Here is a 17677-nt window from a genome sequence, read left to right as displayed (position 1 = left end):
AAATATAAAATCATTAACTATTTGAAAATAAAAAGAATAGAAAAACAAAAATAAGGACAAAAACTTGGAATCGTGAGATGAGTTTCAATTTTTCAAAGCTGAACTTTCGCCTGCCCGCGATTATTTCGGGCTGTTCGGTCTTTGCCGCCATCTTTGTCGGTGCGCTGGGCTACTGGTTCAGCGTATCGAATATCGAGAAACAGGCGGATGAACGGCTGACTGCCCTGGCGAGCGCCCGTGCTGCGGGCCTCAAGAATTATCTTGAAGGTATCGGCATGGACCTCACCGTGACTGCGGCGAGCCCTTTTGTCAGCGCCGCCCTTCTCGATTTCGAGAGCGCGTGGCAGACGATTGACGGAAATCCGGGGCGGGTTCTCCAGAAAGCCTATATTCATGACAATCCGCATCCGCTCGGGGAAAAGGATGCCCTGCTGAGCGCTGGAAACACACCCTATGACGTGGTCCACGAACGCTATCACGGCTGGTTTCGCGAGATGCTCAAGACACGCGGCTATTACGACATCTTTCTCTTCTCGCCCGATGGCTCGCTGATCTACACGGTGTTCAAGGAACTGGACTATGCAACCAATCTCATGACCGGAGAATACAGCGAAACCGATCTCGGCAATGCTTTCCGTGCCGCCCTGAACGGGGACAGCGAAAGTATCCACTTTTTTGACTTCAAGCCCTATGCCCCGAGCGCAGGCGCGCCTGCGAGTTTCATATCGATGCCCGTCAGGAACGGCATAGAAACGCTTGGCGTTCTTGTTTTCCAGATGCCGATCGACAACATCAACGCCGTCATGTCGGACCCGTCCGGGTTCGGCGAAACGGGTGAGGCGATCCTGGTCGGTTCGGACAGACTGTTCCGGAACGATTCGAATAAGACGCCCGATGAAAACGATATCCTGCAGGCGCGACTGGATGGTGATATTGTTGATGCAGCCCTTTCCGGAAACGTCGGCCATGGGCATCTTGACAGCTTCCGCGGCCAGGATTTCATTGCAGCCTCCGCACCGCTTGAGTTTCATGGCACGAAAATGGCCGTTGTCGCGGTTGAAGCAGCATCCGAAGTGCAACTTCCGGCCAGGCAGCTGGGTGTTCAGATCGCCGTCATCTGTTCGATCATTCTGGTCATCATGACGTGTGTTGGTCTTTTTGCAGCGCGCGCGATCACGGTGCCTGTCGGCAGGCTGGTTCAAAGCGCCGTCAGACTTGCAGGCGGGGATGTCGATGTCGCGTTCGCCGAGGCAAACCGGAAGGATGAGATCGGTGAAATTGCCTCAGCGATCGCCGGTTTCCGGGATGGCGTTGCCGAACAGGCGCGCCTTGCCCGGGCGCGCGAAGAGGAAGAGCGGCAGCGCAGCGAACGTCAGCACCGGGTCGAGTCCCTCATTGCAAGTTTCAGGGATCGGTCATCGGAACTTCTTTCCGGTGTCGAAGCCTCGATGGCTGACATGCAGACAAATGCCTCGGAACTGATGGAGACGGCCGGCAACGCAGCCGGTGAGGTTGCCAATGCAGCCACCGCGACAACCCGCGCGTCGGGCAATGTCCAGACCGTGGCCGCCGCAACTGAAGAGCTGTCATCCTCGATTTCGGAGATCGGACGCCGCGTCGAAGAGACATCCAAGGTGATTGCCGACGCCACGGACCGCACCAGGATCAGCACCGAAAAGATGGAGATGCTGTCGTCGGGTTCCGCGCGCATCGGCGAGGTGATCGATCTCATTCAGGGGATCGCCGAACAGACGAACCTGCTTGCGCTCAACGCGACGATCGAAGCTGCGCGGGCCGGTGAAGCGGGCAGGGGGTTTGCCGTCGTCGCCGCCGAGGTCAAGGAACTTGCGACACAAACCTCCAGGGCGACGGACGACATTTCCAATCAGATATCCGAAATCCAGACCGCCACGGAACAGGCCGTAAACGCGATCCAGGGTGTTGCCGACATCATGATCAAGGCCAACGAGAACACGGCGACCATCGCTGCGGCCGTGCAGGAACAGGACGCGGCGACGGGCGAGATCAGCCGCAGTGCTGCCGAAGCGTCGAGCGGGACGAGCGCCGCAAGCGGAAACATGTCCAACGTCAACTCCGCCGTCGAGACGACATCCGACTCCGCCTGCATCGTTGACGAGGCCACAAGGAACGCATCGGAAAAACTCAGGACGCTCAACGGCGCGGTCGCGGCTTTCCTGAACGAGGTCGCCGCCGCCTGAGGACATGCAGCCCTTTCGAAGCGTCGTTTGCGGACACGTTCCCCATTCAGGGCAACAGACCGTTTTCGTGTGTACACGCGCAGGCGCCGCTCATACAGTTCCTGGACGCACCTGCCGATAATCCCCTTGCCGGCGAGAGCGACATGTTTTGTACCGCGCGACGGCGCTGCATAGCCAACCTGAGGGTCGCCCGGTGGGCATAATCCAGGCTGTCGCGATGATGTAGAAATTGCTCGCAAACACGACGCGAAACTGCAAAAAATGGGTTGAATTTGTTGGCCCGGGATCTGTGAAAAAATCACATGTCAGAAACAATTGCCCTTGACGACGAGATCCCTGCGCGCGGCATAGGCGACACGGCTGCTTTTGAGCTGGTCAGCAGTTGGGTGCGGGCGCGCTCGGCTCAACTTGACCGGCCCGATGCCTTCGCCCATATGGATCCGGCTCCGTCCGGAGTCGCCGCGCGTCTGGCGGGGCTGAACGCGGAGTTCAACCAGAACCTGCTGCATCCGGACCTGAGCCCGTTTGCGACCGAGGCGGAGGATCTGGTCGTCAAATGGCTCTCGCCGTTTTTCGGAATGAATGCCGGACACATGTGCGCCGGCTCGACCATCGCCAACCTTGCCGCGCTCTGGTGCGCGCGCGAACACGGCGCAAAGCGGGTGGTCGCCTCGGCCGACGCCCATGTCTCGATACCCAAGAGTGCCCACATTCTCGGTCTTCCGTGCGAAAGTGTCGCCGTCACCGAAACCGGCCGCATGGACATTGGTCTCCTGTCGGACCTGAAAGATGCCGTTCTTGTCCTGACCGCGGGCACAACGGGCCGGGGTGTGATCGATGATCTGGGTCTTGCGGGCAGCCAGAGGCATCACAATGATGGCCCATCCTGGGTGCATGTGGATGCCGCCTGGGCCGGGCCAATGCTTCTGACGAAATACGCCGACCGGCTCTCGGGTACCGGACACGCGGACAGCGTTTCGGTGTCGGCGCACAAATGGCTGTTCCAGCCAAAGGACTCCGCGATTATCCTTTTCAAGGATCCAAAGGCGCAGGAAACGATCAGCTTCGGCAGCTCCTACCTCGCAGCGCCTAACGTTGGCGTTCAAGGATCACGAGGTGCTTCGGGTGTTGCGCTTCTCGGCACGCTTCTCGCCTGGGGACATGAAGGCATTGCCGGGCGCATCGAGCATTTGATGGCCTTGTCGGAGAAACTGGCTGCACGGCTCGCCGCTGACCCGCGCGCGGAGCTGAAACAGGTGCCTGAAACCGGTGTTCTCAACTGGCGTCCGAGAAAAGCATCAACGGAGGAAATTCTGTCCAGGCTGGGCCCCGTTGCCTCGCGCACGAATATCGCCGGAGAAGCCTGGGTTCGTCAGGTCGCCGCCAACATGTACGCGGATCTGGACGCTATCTGGTTGCGCATCGACGCCGGTCTCGCAGGCCGGGGGTGATGACGGACCTACGAGAAGCGAACTTCGTCTTTCACCGGCGTCGAGTGCAAGAAGCGATGCCGTTCTCTGGCATCACCCCTATTCGATCGTGATCTCGACGCGCCGGTTCTGCGCGCGGCCGGCCGGTGTCTTGTTGTCGGCGACCGGCTCTTCCTCGCCCTTGCCGACCACAGAAAAACGGGGCGCGTTGTAGACACCCTTGCTGACAAACCAGTTCTTGACCGCTTCGGCGCGTCGGCGCGACAGCCGCTCGTTGTAGCCGGGCCTGCCCGTGGAATCGGCATGTCCTTCGATCGTGACGTTGGGCGCTGTGCGCTTGTTGATCTCGTAGGCGACCGCCCCGAGCCGGGATATGGCTTCCGGACGCAGATCGTGACGGTCGAAGCCGAACAGCACATCTGCCTCCAGACGCACTTTTTTCTTGCCGCGGGGCGGCGGGGCAGGCGGATCTTCGTAAGGGATCACCGGGTCGTTCCATTCGGGCGCGATCGGGTCATCGTGGTCGGGCAGGCCGCGTTCAACCTCATCCCACTTCACGTGGATGAGACCGTCGTGAATATCGATGCCGGCGGTCGGTGTGCCTATGCTGTCTTCATAGCCAAAGTCGCCCGAACCGCTGATCGATTTGTAGACCATGAGCGGTTTGGAGTAGCCGGAATACCCATCGAGGATGTTCAGCACGAAACCCGATGCGTTCTGCCCGCTCAGCGCCTGGATGGAGCCGATGACCAGCTGGGCCCGGCGCAGATTGAGATCCTGGAAGCTGGTCGGGCGCTTCGACCGCAGGTTCTTGTAGTAGTACCTGAGGTTCTCAGAATAGGCTGCCGGAACGACCGACAGGCCTCCGCCGATCCCGTAAAACGCGATCGTGCAGACGTCGTTGGTGTCCCTGTTGCGCAGCTTGTAGTGGTAAAATCCGGCGGTGATGATTTCACCACCCGAAAACGACCGCACGGGCGCAATCGCCCAGCGCGAAGAAAGCTCTGTTTTCCAATCCATTTTAACAATCCAAAAATAAACTAACTTAATGCCGGTCACATGGGGGCACGGTTTCCCCGGTTCAAGGGCGGTACAAAGCCGGCTGAGAAAAGATAATGCAGAGTCAGATACTTGCGTCTTGAAGAAAACAGATGACAATTTGTCTTCATAGAACGTCCGTGCCCGCGCAGACTTGGTTGCGTTGTGTGAAGAACCGAACCGGACAGGCGCTCTATTTCACGGGTATCACTTGCGCGGCTGTCGTGATGCCGGCTGGACCTTGGCGCGCGCCGGCAGAACCGGAGCCCGTCGCACATTGCCGTGTTTTACGTTACCGAAAGGTCCCTCCGGTATGCTGGCGGAAACCCCCTGTAGACGAGAGCTAGATGCCGTCCGCCAGTCCCGTTGCCCTCGACATTCTCAATCTGCACAAGCGCTTCAGCGAACCGGCTGTCAACGACCTCTCGTTGACGGTGCGTGCAGGTGAGTTCTACGCGTTGCTGGGTCCCAACGGCGCCGGCAAAACGACGACGTTGCGGATGGTGGCCGGCTTGCTGGAGGCCGATGCGGGCGCCGTGAGGATCTGCGGCATTGATGCTTTCGCGGACCCGATTGCCGCCAAGCAGGTCCTGGCCTGGGTTCCGGACGAACCCATGGTCTACGACAAGCTGACACCGCTGGAGTATCTTGAGTTCGTCGCCGGCCTTTGGAGCATGGAACCGGATCACGCCCGCTTCAGGGCCGATACGCTGCTGGAGTCCTTCGGATTGGCCCCTCATTCCAATGAACGCTGCGGCGGGTTCTCCAAGGGCATGCGCCAGAAAGTGGCGCTTGCCGGTGCCCTGATCCACGAACCGCGCCTGATCATTCTCGATGAGCCGCTCACCGGACTGGATGCCGGATCTGCGCGGCAGGTGAAGAAGGTTCTGTCCGGTCTTGTTGAGCAGGGCGTGTCGATCATCATGACGACGCATATCCTTGAGGTTGCGGAGCGCATGGCTGACCGCATCGGGATTATCGCGCGGGGTAAGCTTGTGGCCGAAGGAACGCTCGAAGAGTTGCGCGAACGGGCAAGCGCAGATGGAAATTCTCTTGAGGACATATTCCTTGAAATCGTGGGCGGTGACAGCGAAGGAGGCGCGCAGCCGGGCGAAGCGGATCACCTCGAAGAAAAAGTCGCATGAGTGCGATTGCTGCACCTTCCGCCCTGTTGCGCTTTTCGCGGCATGAGTTGCGGCTCGCCTGGCGGGACTGGGCCTGGATGTTTTCGGGCTGGCGCAACACGAGCCTGCGGCGTGCGCTGATCGGCATGAGCATGTTCTATACGATCATGCACTTGATCGCCTATGCGGTGCTTTCACCCCATTTGAGCTCAGGATTTGTTCTCGATCACACCGCGCTCGCAATGCTTTCGGTCACGGTTCTGCTCAGCTTCACCATGATGCTGTCGCAGGCGATGGAGTCGGTTACGCGCGCTTTCTACGCCCGTGACGACCTTGACCTGATCCTGTCTTCGCCCGCGCCCTCGCGTGACCTGTTTCTTGTGCGCATCGTGATGATGGCTTTGACAAGCTGGGTGATGTCGGCGCTGGTCATTTCTCCATTCCTCAATGTTGCCGTGGTGCTCGGCGGGGAACGCTGGCTGTCGGGATATGCGGTTCTCCTGGCCGTATCGCTGACCGCAACCGGGTCAGGGGTGCTGATCACGCTCGCGCTGTTCCGCATGGTTGGCCCGCAGCGCACACGCCTCTATGCACAAATTCTCGCTGCCGTTGTCGGTGCGGCCTTCCTCATCGGGATGCAGGTGGTTGCGATCCTGTCCTTCGGGTCAATCTCCCGCTTCGTGCTTTTCGATCCCGCCTTCCTGGCACATCATGCGCCGGCCGAAGGTTCGCCGTGGTGGTTCCCCGCGCATGCGGTCGCCGGACAGACAAGCGCCGTGCTTCTGTTCTTCGCAGCCTCCGTCCTGTTTTTTGCCGGGGGAGCCTGGTGCGGCGCGGTCCAGTTTCGCCGTATTGTCGTTTCTGCCCTCGGTGTCACGGAAAGGACGCCGCGTGGCCGGGCATCGGGACGGGCTTTTCGCGGCCATGCACCGCTCGGCGCGCTCGTACACAAGGAACTCACGCTGATCGCCCGCGACCCCTGGCTTGTGTCCCAGACACTCATGCAGGTTCTCTACCTCATACCTCCGGCTGTCATGCTGTGGGTCAGTTTCGGCGAGAACACCGAGATTTCCGTGATCATCGCACCCGTTATCGTCATGGCGGTCGGACAGCTTGCCGGCGGCCTCGCCTGGCTGACCATCTCCGGTGAAGATGCACCCGATCTGATTGCAACGGCCCCGATCTCTGATTTTACACGCCTGTGGGCGAAAGTGTTGTCGGTCCTGACGCTTGTCGCTGCAATCGTGCTGCCGATGTCGCTGTGCATGGCCCTCCTGTCGGTGTGGGGCGCACTGGTGACCTTTGCCGGTGCAATGACGGCTGCAGCAAGCGCAATCCTGGTTCAGCTCTGGTTTCGTGCCCAGGCCAAGCGCACAAACTTCCGGCGCAGGCAGGTCGCTTCGAAGGCCTCAACGCTCGCGGAGGCCGCAGCGTCCATTTCCTGTGCGGCCGGCACCGCGCTTGTCGCAGCGGGAAGTCCCTTGGCGCTTCTGCCCGTTGTCCTGCTGTTTACCGTGATTGCGATCTCCTGGAGCATTCGCCCGAAGCGAAGCGCAAACGCCTGAGGGGATCGGATCGCGCGATTTTGCCCATCGGCGCCGCAATCGGACGGCGCTGGGCTGGAGCTGCTGTAACCTTATTCTTGTGAGCGAACGGGAAGATCCGAACTCAAGGTCAGACGAAAAGCCGACCCTCGTCTCGAGCGGTTCACGATAGCGGGGCCCGGGACCAAGGCTCAGCTGCACGCCCGGGAGACGATCGGCCCCCGGGCCGGCCCTGCTTCCAAGAGAGGCAGCCGGACGACAAAGCTCAATCTGCCTTCATGGATCTCGGCATGAACCGAACCACCGCTTCCGAGGCAAAGCTGCTTCACAATGGACAGTCCAAGCCCGCTGGAATGCGTATCGCGATCCCGGGTCCGGCTGTGCGAGACGCGAAAAAAACGATCGAAAAGCAGGGGCACATCCTGCGCCGGCAAGTCCCTTGCGCCGTTGCTGAAGACCATTTCAAATCCTTGCGGCCCGTGCCTTGAAACAACAACGCGGCAGTCGGTGTCCGCATCGGCGTATCTCAGCATGTTCGACATCAGGTTATCGATGATGTGCCGCAGGGATTTTTGCGAGAGTGCAATACGTTTGTCGGGGCACGGTTCATCGGCATCCACCGACAGCTGAAGGCTCTTTGCCCGGAACTGGGTCTGCCACCGGCGCCGCAGGTCTTCCAATACGAACGCCACGTCTGCACCTGTGCATTCAGGGTCCTCGTCGTCGGGAGAGAGTTCCAGCGCTTCGATGGAATGGGTGAGGGTCGTCAAATGATTGAGCTCATCCGACATGAGCGAGAAGAACTTGGTATCAGCCTGGAAAACACCGTCTTCCAGGCCTTCGGTATAGCCGCGCAGACTGGTGATCGGCGTCCGCAATTCATGTCCGAGATCGGCAAGATATCGTGCGCGGCGCTCCTCTTCCCGCTGAAGTGCCGCTGCGAGCGCATTGACCGTATCTGCCAGCTGCCCGACCTCTCCCGACTGTGTTTTTGCGCGCACGCTGTAATCGCCCTGGCGCAGCCTGTCTGTGGTTCGGGCAAGCACACCGAGAGGGCGGACGATCAGAAGCGTCACCCCGATGGATGCAGCAACGGCAAAAACCAGCCCGATCGAGATACTTGTCCAGAGTTGACGCTCAACCTCGTCCACGAACATGGCATGGACCTGGCCCGGTTCGATGTTGAATGTTGACATCAGCCGGTCGGAGTAGGTCGTGCTTTGTCCCAGAAAAAGCCAGTACCACGCAATTCCCAGCATCAGAACGATCGCGGTGTTTGCCGCGATTATCTGAAGCGTAAGCCACGGGATCCTGTGCAGGCGGTGCTTCACGACAGCATCTGACCCGGGCGCATCGCGGGTGAAAACCGGTAGCCAAATCCGCGCACTGTCTCGATCATTGCTCCGGTTTCATCGCCAAGTTTGGTGCGCAGATTGTGGACATGCACATCGATTGCCTTCGGCCCGACCGCCGCGTCGTTTCCATAAAGAAGCGTGATCAGCTGCCCGCGCGACAGCACCCTGCCGGGTTGCTCGAGAAGACGCCGCAGAATCTTGTGCTCGTAGGGCGTCAGTGCGATGGTTTGACCGGACAGCTCGCAGGTTGGCTGTTCGAGGTCGAGCCTCAGCGGGCCGGCTTCGACCACCTCTTCAAGGCACGCCCCGGCCGCCTGGCTGCGGCGCAGGATTGCCTGAATGCGGACCACGAGTTCGCGTGGTGAGAAGGGTTTGACGACATAGTCATCCGCCCCGGCCGCAAAGCCCTGAAGCACATTGGCTTCTGAACCGAGCGCCGTCAGGAACAGGACGGGTGTTGACGAACCCTGGGAGCGCATGGCCTCGGCGATCTCCGTCCCGGTTCTGTGCGGCAGCATGACATCGAAGATACACATGTCGAACGTGTCCGTCAGAGCCGCCTTGTAGCCCATCAGGCCGTCCTGGTGCTCTTCCACGTCATGGCCCGCACTTTCAAGATAAGCGCTCAAAAGATTGAGAATGTTCTCGTCGTCTTCGACCACAAGAATTTTGGCTCTGGCAGCGATGTCGTCCACCCTCCCGGACGCGTATTGCAACGGATGGCAGGGTGCATTCGTTTGCATTGTCCGTCCAATAACGATCCGGAGACCGCAAGTTGATTGGATGTGCGCCGGCCCTGGGAGCAAGCCGGCGCACGGGGCAGAAGCCTATTCTGCCAGCAGCGCTTCGCGGGACGTTGCGAAAATCACTTTCCAGTTCGATTCGCCTTTTGAGATCACGGTCTCTGTGTCGGCGAGAAAGAGTTTGTTGTGGGCTGCCGGACTGCTGTTGAGGTAAAGCTGGCCGTCAACGATGGCCCAAAGGTCGGGCTGGGTCGGCACTTTCTTGCCCTTGCTTGCGCCGGCTGAGCACCAACCGCCATAGGCCGGTGCATATTTGGCAGGATCGGCATCAAACAGCGCCTTGTTCTCGGCAGAGGCAAAGTGCCATGTCGCGCCCTGATACTCGGACGCAAATTCCGACGATCCCGGCGTTGGCGCTCCAACGGTGTGATAGGCAACAACGTCGGTTCCCCCGACGACAGCACCGCCATCGACGTAGTGCTCGTCAACGGCAAGAGCCTGACTTGCCATGAGGCTCATGGCCATTGCCATGGAAACCGCCGCGATTTTCGTTCCGTAGGTCTTCATTGGTTACGTCCTTGGATCTGTGTTTCGACAACCTCGAAAGGAGACGCGCTTCCGCGCGCCTTCCCAGGACATCCGGTATAATTGAGCGGGGTTTTGAGCCGGTTTGTGCCGCGTTAGGTTTTGGTTAGGATCGCGCGCAGGCCCGTCGTGATGGGCAGCGGGTGTTCAATGGCAGGCGATTTTCATTGCCTCGCCGGCAAGACAAATGCCGTTCCTCACCTGTGGAACACCCGCTCCCGCGAGACCTCAAATGTCCGGTGCCTTCCGGAAACCTTCAGATCATCGGGTAAGGTAGCCGCCGTTGATCCAGACCGTTTGTCCGTTGACCCACTGGGACTCGGGACTTGCGAGAAAGGCGACGATGGGCACGATGTCCTCGACCAGCGCCAGGCGCTGCTCTGTTGACAACCGTGCGGCATAGGCCGCCGATTGTTCGGTTTCCTGTCCATGGAAAAACGGGGTGTCCACGGGGCCGGGCGCAAACGAATTCACGGTGATACGTTTCGCGCCCAGTTCCTTTGCCAGCATGCGTGTGTATTCCTCGACCGGCGCCTTTGTACCGGAATAGATCGTGTAACCTGGCGCGGCACCGGCAAGAAGCGAGGTGCCTGTGTTGATGATGCGGCCACCGTCGCGCACGCGCAGCGCAGCTTCGCGCAGGCTGTAAAACAGGCCCCTGTTGTTGATCGCATCCAGTCTTTCAAACTCGTCGTCGGAAAACTCGGCCAACGGTTTTTTGAGGATCGCACCGGCGTTGTTGAGCACGATGTCAACGCCGCCAAAGGCCCGTTCAGCCGTATCGTACATGGCGCGAACGTTCTCGGCTTGACCAAGGTCTCCCATTGTCAGGGCCGCACGCGCGCCTTCCGCTTCGACCAGGCGGACAGTCTCTTCCGCCTGGTCGCGGGTTTCGGCGCGGTGATAATGCACCACGACATCGGCACCCATGGAACCAAGATTGACTGCGAAGGCACGTCCCATGTTGTTGCGTGCACCGGAAACAATGGCAACCTTGCCCGCAAGCGGTTTTGAAGCCGCTGCCTCGGCGCTTGTGCTTGTTGCTGCTGCGCCCGCCAGCGCTGCAACACCCACTCCGGTCAGAACGGACCGGCGCGATACGGAATGGCTCTCGGTGATCATTTGAATGTCTCCTTTTTTGGACGTGTTGAGGTCGCCATCGGTCGAGATGGCGGTGCGTGTGACGAATGCCGCAAAGTGGCCCGTGTTCCGGCCGCCTCCTGTGATAGGCATGGTCGTTCCATTGAGAGGCCCGGCTTTGCTTCCGGTTTCTTCATTCGCCGGAATGAACCTAAGTGATCGGAAAAGCAGACATCAGTCGTCGATTTGACATTCAGGTGTAGACGAAATTACAACACTCGCATGAAGAAGGCAGGCGAAGTTGCATTTCTCAAGGTTGTTGAGCTCGGCTCGATCCGGGCCGCCGCGCGCGCCCTGAACCAGGATCCGTCCGGCATTTCGCGGCGGATCACCCAACTGGAAAAACGGCTTGGCACAAAGCTTGTGGACCGCAGCGGAAACGTCACGACCGCGACCGCGCAAGGCCAGCTCTACTATGAGCGCCTGTCGCCGATTTTTGATCAACTCGACGCACTGGAAGCGGAAGTCAGCGGAGAGGATCTTGTTCCCGGCGGCCTGTTGCGTGTGACGTCGGCAATTGATTTCGGCCAGGAGTTTGTCGCGGACTGGCTTCTCGACTATCGGCGCAAGTATCCGGCCGTTGAGTTCGACCTGATACTGGCGAGTGGATTTGTCGACCTGGCCCAAACCGGCATTGACGTTGCACTTCGGGCGGGAAACCTGCCGGACTCCAGCCTGATCGCGAAAAAGCTGGCGGATGTGCCGCGTACGCTGGTCGCCTCGCCTGAGTATCTTAGGCGCAGAGGGACGCCAGTCGATCCGGCTGAACTGGCACATCACGACCACGTTTTCTTCTCACCGGGCAACCGGCAGCAGCCCCTGGAACTGACGGGACCGGACGGAACCGTTGTTCACATCAAACGCGCGCCGGGAGGTGTTGCGATCAACTCGGTTCGATCAGCCGTGAAGGCCGTTGTTGACGGACTTGGTATTCATACTGGTCCGCTCTGGGCTTTTTCCGGTCATATTGCGCGCGGTGACGTCGTACCGATCCTGCCTGATTATTCGCAGCGCCAGCTTCCGCTTTATGCTGTCCGGCAACCCTCGGTCATCGTTCCGGCAAGGATTTCGAGTTTCGTGACGCACGTGGCGGAGCGTGTCCGGACTGTTGATGGTCTGAATGCCGTTTCCTGAAGGACATGCCGGAGCGGGTTAGCGGCGGAAAGCAAGGTTGCACGGACCTGCATGTCACGGTTCAGGCGGCGCACAAGGAAACAGGCCACGTGGCAGCTCAAGAACAAACGGCCCGGAGGCCCGGATCACCTGCACAGTTTCTGCCTGCCGCTGTTGTATTTGCCAGAGGGTTGGATTAGGTGCTCTGATCCAGCCTGGGTTCGGGCGGCGCAGAGGGTGACCCTTGATTGATTTTCTGGATGCATCAGAGGCACTGGCCAGGGAAATGGACCTCCTTGAGGATGTCAGCCGGGATCCCGGCCGCCGGCATCTCTGGTTCTGGGAAAGTCCGAAATGCCTGGTCGCACCAAAGAGCCTGAGCAGCAAGCCCGGCTTTGAGCGTGCGGCGATTGCGCTGGAAGCGGACGGCTGGCCGGTCAGCCTGCGCAGCACCGGTGGAGACGTGACCCCGCAAGGCACCGGCATTCTCAATGTCTCTCATGTCTATGCGACGGAGCCGGGAGAGCCCGTCGACCTGAAGCGGGAGTACGACCGCCTGTGCACGCCGATCGAAAAGGCGCTCGGCGCGGGCGCAGGCAGGGGCTGGCAACCGGGTGCTTTCTGCGACGGTGAATTCAATGTTCAACTGAACAACCGGAAATTCGCCGGAACCGCAATGCGCATTCGAAGAGGCAAGGCGGACAGGAAAAGAAGCGCTATTCTTGCGCATGCGATCATGTTGATCGATCCGGTTTCCATCGATGCCATCGGCGCCATCAACCGCTTTTTGTCTCTGCTTGGTGAGGATCGCAGGATCGACGCCGGCGCTCATGCCAGCCTTCCGGCCGGCTACGGCAGGGAAAACTTCGTCGCAGCGCTCAGCGATGCCTTTCTGGACCAGGTTTAGCAACCCGGAAGAATCCACGCCCGGATGCGGCGGAGCGGAGGCTGTGCGAACGTGCAAATGCAAGACCTGCCCCTCACTCAAGACTCGGCCTCTTTGGTTGACCGCCTGAGGAAACGGCGCGTGCGACGTTTCGACACCCGTCTCGTAAAATCGCAGCTATTGCCAGATTGGTAAAAAATATATACCAATTTGAATGCCTTGCAGCTTTCACAACGGGTTGTGCGTAAGCGGATCCTGGGAGTTCAAAGGTTTCAAGGACTTCAGCGGTACAGCCTGGCGCGGCAGTTGGAACCAGGTTCCGGAAATTGGGAGGCTTTGGATGCAGCCGGAAGACGAACGAACTCTGAACGAAGACCTGATCGCAGGACTTATGGACATCGTCGGCAACCGGCATGTGATCACCAATCCGCGCTCGATGAAACGCTTCTGCAAGGGGTTCCGGTCCGGCGAAGGCGAAGCCATTGCCGTCGTTCGGCCGGGTTCCCTGCTCGAATACTGGAAAGTTCTCAAGGCCTGCGTCGGCGCCGGCAAAATCGTTGTCATGCAGGCCGCAAATACCGGGCTTACCGCCGGTTCCACCCCGGTGGGCACATATGACAGGGATGTTGTGGTGCTCAACACGACGCGCATGGACGCTATTCAGCTTCTTGACGGCGGCAAGCAGATTGTCAGCTTCCCGGGGGCCACACTCTTTACGCTGGAAAGAACGCTGCGGCCCTTGGGCCGGTTGCCCCATTCGGTCATCGGGTCTTCGTCCATCGGCGCTTCGGTGGTCGGCGGCGTGTGCAACAATTCCGGCGGATCGCTGATCGAACGCGGGCCGTCCTACACCGAACTCGCCTTGTTTGCGCATGTCGACGAGGACGGTGAGCTGCATCTGGTGAACCATCTCGGCATCAGGCTTGGCGACACGCCCGAGACAATATTGACGCGGCTTGAGAGCGGCGACTACACCGCTGCCGACATGGAGGCGACCAACGCAAAGGCGTCCGACGCGGACTATATCGAGCGCATCCGCGACATCGATGCCGATACCCCCTCACGCTTCAACAACGACCCCGGCCGTCTGTTTGAAGCGTCGGGTTGCGCCGGAAAGCTGGCCGTGTTCGCCGTGCGTCTCGATACGTTCCCGAAGAACGAGCGGGAGCAGGTGTTTTATGTCGGGACCAATGACACCGGCATTCTGACACGCCTGCGCCGGGACCTGCTGCCCTCGCTGCACACGCTGCCCGTCTCCGCGGAGTATATGCACCGCGAGTGCTACGACATTTCAAAACGTTACGGCAAAGACACGCTGGTCATGATCGACAGGTTGGGCACGGACCGTCTGCCGGCTTTTTTCGCGCTCAAGGGCTGGTTCGATGCACGGCTGAACAGGCTGCCTGTGTTGCCCCGGAACCTGATCGACCGGGTCATGCAGTGTCTTTCAAACATCTGGCCGAACGTCCTGCCGAAACGCATGGAGGCATTCCGCGAGCGGTATGAACACCACCTGATCCTGAAAGCCCGTGACGGCGGAATTGAGGAGGTCGAGACCTATCTGAAGGAAAGCTTCGATGGTGAAAGCGCGGACTGGTTCGCCTGTGATCCGCGTGAAGGCAAGATCGCGGGTCTGCACCGCTTTGCCGCGGCCGGGGCGGCGGTGCGCTTCATGGCGGTAAACGAGGGTAAGGTTTCCGATATCCTTGCCCTCGACATTGCTTTGCGCCGCAACGACGAGGATTGGTTCGAACATCTGCCGCCCGAGATCGATGAAGCGCTCAGCCACAAGCTCTATTACGGTCATTTCTTCTGCCACGTTCTCCACCAGGACTATGTCGTCAAGGCGGGATACGACGCCAATGAGATCAAGGCCAGGATGATCGAGATCCTCGATGAACGGCGGGCGGAGTTCCCGTCGGAACACAATGTCGGGCACCTCTACAAGGCCAAGCCGGCCCTTGCCGGTTTCTACAGAAAATGCGACCCGACCAACACGTTCAATCCCGGCATCGGCAAGATGTCACGGTGCAAAGACTATCACTAGGTGATGGACTCATAAATGAGGCCGAAATGGTTTGAGGCGGTTTGCTTCTCATCAAGGCGCGGAAGCGCAGGAAATGTGGTTCATTTTCAAGCCTTTCGCAACGCCGAGGAGGAGCAAACCGGTCAAATTCGAAGGACATGGAAATGGATTCATCCTGTGTTGTCAGCGTGCTTGACCGGGCAGGAAGCCCGCTCCGCGCACGCTTCCTAACGGGATTTCGCCATTTCGCATGCCATCTCAGTCTCATTTATGGGTCCATCACCTAGAGCAGATACGCAGCCGCTTGCTTCAACCATGCCCGCCGCGTTGGCCGCAAGCCCTTTCGGCCGCGTTGTTCGTCCATGCAGTCCGGCCGGATCAGTTCGGGCCGATCATCTTTTCCGGGCGCACCAGCCTGTCAAATTCGTCTTCCGTGACATAGCCGAGTTTCAGGGCTTCCTCGCGCAGCGAGGTTCCGTTCTTGTGGGCGGTCTTGGCAATCTGCGTTGCCTTGTCGTAGCCGATTGCCGGGGCCAGGGCGGTGACCAGCATCAGCGAACGCTCCATCAACGCCGTGATGTTGTCCTCGTTGGCCTTGATGCCGGCAACACAGCGGTCGGTGAAGCTGACAGAGGCATCCGCCAGCAACCTGATGGATTGCAGCATGTTGCAGGCCATGACGGGCTTGTAGACATTCAGTTCGAAATGCCCCTGACTGCCGGCGACCGACATCGTCGTCTGATTGCCGAACACCTGCGTGCACACCATCGTCATGGCTTCGCACTGGGTCGGGTTGACCTTGCCCGGCATGATCGACGACCCGGGTTCGTTTTCCGGCAGGGAAAGTTCGCCCAGACCTGAGCGCGGGCCGGAGCCGAGCAGGCGGATGTCGTTGGCGATCTTGAAGAGTGACGCTGCGACGGTGTTCAGAGCGCCATGGGCATAGACATAGGCATCGTGCGCGGCCAGCGCCTCGAACTTGTTGGGGGCTGTCCGGAACGGAAGGCCGGTGATCTTGGCGACTTCCGCCGCAAAATGTTCCGCAAAACCGGTCTTCGTGTTCAGCCCGGTGCCGACGGCAGTGCCGCCCTGCGCAAGGTCGTAGAGCCCGTCCGAGGCTTCGGTTACCCGTTTGATGCTCATCTCCAGCTGGGCGGCATAACCGCCGAATTCCTGCCCGAGCGTGAGCGGCGTCGCGTCCTGCGTATGGGTCCGGCCGATCTTGACGATGTCCTTCCACTCCGCCGATTTGGCGGCTAGAGCGGTTTTCAGGTGCTCCAGCGCAGGCAGCAGGCGGTGATGGATCTCGCGGGCGGCCGCAATATGCATGGCGGTCGGAAAGGTATCGTTCGACGACTGGCTCATGTTGCAGTGATCGTTCGGGTGGACCGGGGACTTGGTGCCGATCTCGCCGCCGAGAATCTCGATCGCCCGGTTGGCGATGACCTCGTTGGCGTTCATGTTCGACTGGGTGCCCGACCCGGTCTGCCAGACAACCAGCGGAAAGTCGCTGTCGAAATTGCCGGCGGCCACTTCACCCGCGGCGCGGTCGATGGCGTCGGCGAGGTCCGGAGCAAGCTTGCCCTGATCCCGGTTGACCCGTGCTGCGGCCTGCTTGATCACGCCGAGCGCATGGACCAGCGGCAGCGGCATGGTCTCGCCGCCGATCGGAAAATTGATCAGCGAGCGCGCGGTCTGTGCGCCGTAATACTTGTCCGCTGGTATTTCCAGGGCACCGAAGGAATCGCTTTCTGTACGAACGGGCGTGGACATCATGACCTCTTGGGATTTGCGAGTCTGGTTACGACAGAGTGCCTCAGAACTGCGCTTCTGCGAAATAGAGACTGTTGCCGTCAGGGTCTGTCAGAGAAAACTGGGTTTGACCAAAGAGGCCCTGCTTCAGTCTCCCAGGCTTTGACAGCGCCTTTTCATGGAATTCCCGGTGAAGCTTTTTCAGGTCTTTCACACGAAGGACAACACTCTGTCCGAATTCAGGGCTGTATTGCCGGACTGTGCCGTCTTGAGATCGATTTCATCCGCGCTTGCTCTCAGCCCGCCGGCTTCCTTGCGGACAACAAAGCCAGGCGAGCCGCTGCAATACACGGAAGACCGTCGGAGATCGGTTGAAAGCAGGACAGGCAGGGCAGCATACCGGCGATCAGTTTATGAAAATGATTTCAATAAAGAGGTAGGGAAAAAGGTCGCTGGCGGAGAGAGGGGGATTCGAACCCCCGGAACGCTTGCGCGCTCAACGGTTTTCGAGACCGCCCCGTTCAACCACTCCGGCACCTCTCCGCGGTACTTGCGACAAACGGGTCTCAAGTGGCGCGGAACATAGACAAGCTCCTTTTTATCCGCAAGACCCGAATTGCATTCTTTAAACAGACAGTTTGGTCCGCGAGCGTTGACGGTGTAAGAAGACGCGCGTTGCCGGGGGCGCGGCGGATGTGATCCGTTCATGTTGGGCCGGCACC

General features: G+C 59.7%; 13 protein-coding genes and 1 tRNA gene. 7 read left to right on the top strand and 7 right to left on the bottom strand.

Going from position 1 to position 17677, the window contains the following annotated elements:
• Window positions 1-77 precede the first annotated feature (77 nt).
• On the top strand, window positions 78-2219 hold the full coding sequence (locus tag RBB49_RS19015) for a methyl-accepting chemotaxis protein (protein WP_306144455.1): 2142 nt from the start codon (window positions 78-80) through the stop codon (window positions 2217-2219).
• A 302-nt stretch (window positions 2220-2521) separates the two neighbouring features.
• A complete protein-coding gene (locus RBB49_RS19010) occupies window positions 2522-3670 on the top strand; it encodes a pyridoxal-dependent decarboxylase (RefSeq protein WP_306144454.1) in 1149 nt (382 codons plus the stop codon).
• Window positions 3671-3748: 78 nt separating this feature from the next.
• Here RBB49_RS19010 and RBB49_RS19005 read toward each other — a convergent pair whose 3' ends face one another.
• The gene (locus RBB49_RS19005; protein WP_306144453.1) at window positions 3749-4669 is read right to left on the bottom strand and encodes an OmpA family protein; all 921 of its coding nucleotides are present in this window, start codon (window positions 4667-4669) and stop codon (window positions 3749-3751) included.
• Between the two features lie 365 nt (window positions 4670-5034).
• Here RBB49_RS19005 and RBB49_RS19000 point away from each other — a divergent pair, with 365 nt between their 5' ends.
• Entirely contained in the window at window positions 5035-5832 is a 798-nt protein-coding gene (locus RBB49_RS19000) for an ABC transporter ATP-binding protein (RefSeq protein ID WP_306144451.1), read from the top strand.
• Window positions 5829-7376: a permease gene (locus RBB49_RS18995; protein WP_306144450.1), complete on the top strand. Its 1548-nt coding sequence runs from the start codon at window positions 5829-5831 to the stop codon at window positions 7374-7376. The genes RBB49_RS19000 and RBB49_RS18995 overlap by 4 nt, the downstream gene beginning before the upstream one ends.
• A 170-nt stretch (window positions 7377-7546) precedes the next feature.
• Here the strand turns inward: RBB49_RS18995 and RBB49_RS18990 are convergent, their stop codons facing one another.
• From RBB49_RS18990 to RBB49_RS18975, 4 genes are all read right to left on the bottom strand, one after another.
• Window positions 7547-8686 carry a cell wall metabolism sensor histidine kinase WalK gene (locus tag RBB49_RS18990; RefSeq protein WP_306144449.1) on the bottom strand — a complete coding sequence of 380 codons (1140 nt, stop codon included), beginning with the start codon at window positions 8684-8686 and terminating at the stop codon, window positions 7547-7549.
• Window positions 8683-9453 (bottom strand): response regulator transcription factor, encoded by a 771-nt coding sequence (locus tag RBB49_RS18985; RefSeq protein ID WP_306144448.1) that lies wholly within the window; start codon window positions 9451-9453, stop codon window positions 8683-8685. Before RBB49_RS18985 ends, RBB49_RS18990 begins: the two co-directional genes overlap by 4 nt.
• 84 nt (window positions 9454-9537) lie before the next feature.
• Complete coding sequence (locus RBB49_RS18980) at window positions 9538-10020, bottom strand: YHS domain-containing (seleno)protein (RefSeq protein WP_306144447.1); 483 nt, start codon at window positions 10018-10020, stop codon at window positions 9538-9540.
• A 279-nt stretch (window positions 10021-10299) separates the two neighbouring features.
• Window positions 10300-11271 carry an SDR family oxidoreductase gene (locus tag RBB49_RS18975; protein ID WP_306144446.1) on the bottom strand — a complete coding sequence of 324 codons (972 nt, stop codon included), beginning with the start codon at window positions 11269-11271 and terminating at the stop codon, window positions 10300-10302.
• Window positions 11272-11400: 129 nt separating this feature from the next.
• Here RBB49_RS18975 and RBB49_RS18970 point away from each other — a divergent pair, with 129 nt between their 5' ends.
• The 3 genes from RBB49_RS18970 to dld all read left to right on the top strand — a co-directional run bounded on the left by RBB49_RS18970 (window position 11401) and on the right by dld (window position 15224).
• On the top strand, window positions 11401-12312 hold the full coding sequence (locus tag RBB49_RS18970) for a LysR family transcriptional regulator (RefSeq protein ID WP_306144445.1): 912 nt from the start codon (window positions 11401-11403) through the stop codon (window positions 12310-12312).
• 223 nt (window positions 12313-12535) lie between these two features.
• On the top strand, window positions 12536-13198 hold the full coding sequence (locus RBB49_RS18965; protein WP_306144444.1) for a protein ligase: 663 nt from the start codon (window positions 12536-12538) through the stop codon (window positions 13196-13198).
• Window positions 13199-13517: 319 nt separating this feature from the next.
• On the top strand, window positions 13518-15224 hold the full coding sequence (gene dld, locus RBB49_RS18960) for a D-lactate dehydrogenase (RefSeq protein WP_306144443.1): 1707 nt from the start codon (window positions 13518-13520) through the stop codon (window positions 15222-15224).
• A 357-nt stretch (window positions 15225-15581) separates the two neighbouring features.
• On the opposite strand, the gene fumC is transcribed toward dld, so the two are convergent.
• Entirely contained in the window at window positions 15582-16976 is a 1395-nt protein-coding gene (gene fumC / locus RBB49_RS18955) for a class II fumarate hydratase (RefSeq protein ID WP_306144442.1), read from the bottom strand.
• Between the two features lie 432 nt (window positions 16977-17408).
• Window positions 17409-17498: transfer RNA gene (locus tag RBB49_RS18950), tRNA-Ser, on the bottom strand.
• Between the last annotated feature and the right edge of the window lie 179 nt (window positions 17499-17677).

The organism is Roseibium sp. MMSF_3412 (genome assembly GCF_030733265.1).
Taxonomy (GTDB): Bacteria; Pseudomonadota; Alphaproteobacteria; order Rhizobiales; family Stappiaceae; genus Roseibium.
Note: the sequence above shows the minus strand (reverse complement) of the source record. Positions and strands in the feature narration are given on the sequence as shown.

Excerpts from the sequence above, each read along its gene's own strand:
- RBB49_RS18970 (WP_306144445.1), top strand. The coding sequence starts at position 11,401 with ATGAAGAAGGCAGGCGAAGTTGCATTTCTCAAGGTTGTTGAGCTCGGC.
- RBB49_RS19015 (WP_306144455.1), top strand. The coding sequence starts at position 78 with ATGAGTTTCAATTTTTCAAAGCTGAACTTTCGCCTGCCCGCGATTATT.
- RBB49_RS19005 (WP_306144453.1), bottom strand. The coding sequence starts at position 4,669 with ATGGATTGGAAAACAGAGCTTTCTTCGCGCTGGGCGATTGCGCCCGTG.
- RBB49_RS19000 (WP_306144451.1), top strand. The coding sequence starts at position 5,035 with ATGCCGTCCGCCAGTCCCGTTGCCCTCGACATTCTCAATCTGCACAAG.
- fumC (WP_306144442.1), bottom strand. The coding sequence starts at position 16,976 with ATGTCCACGCCCGTTCGTACAGAAAGCGATTCCTTCGGTGCCCTGGAA.
- dld (WP_306144443.1), top strand. The coding sequence starts at position 13,518 with ATGCAGCCGGAAGACGAACGAACTCTGAACGAAGACCTGATCGCAGGA.
- RBB49_RS18975 (WP_306144446.1), bottom strand. The coding sequence starts at position 11,271 with ATGCCTATCACAGGAGGCGGCCGGAACACGGGCCACTTTGCGGCATTC.
- RBB49_RS18985 (WP_306144448.1), bottom strand. The coding sequence starts at position 9,453 with ATGCAAACGAATGCACCCTGCCATCCGTTGCAATACGCGTCCGGGAGG.
- RBB49_RS18980 (WP_306144447.1), bottom strand. The coding sequence starts at position 10,020 with ATGAAGACCTACGGAACGAAAATCGCGGCGGTTTCCATGGCAATGGCC.
- RBB49_RS18995 (WP_306144450.1), top strand. The coding sequence starts at position 5,829 with ATGAGTGCGATTGCTGCACCTTCCGCCCTGTTGCGCTTTTCGCGGCAT.
- RBB49_RS19010 (WP_306144454.1), top strand. The coding sequence starts at position 2,522 with ATGTCAGAAACAATTGCCCTTGACGACGAGATCCCTGCGCGCGGCATA.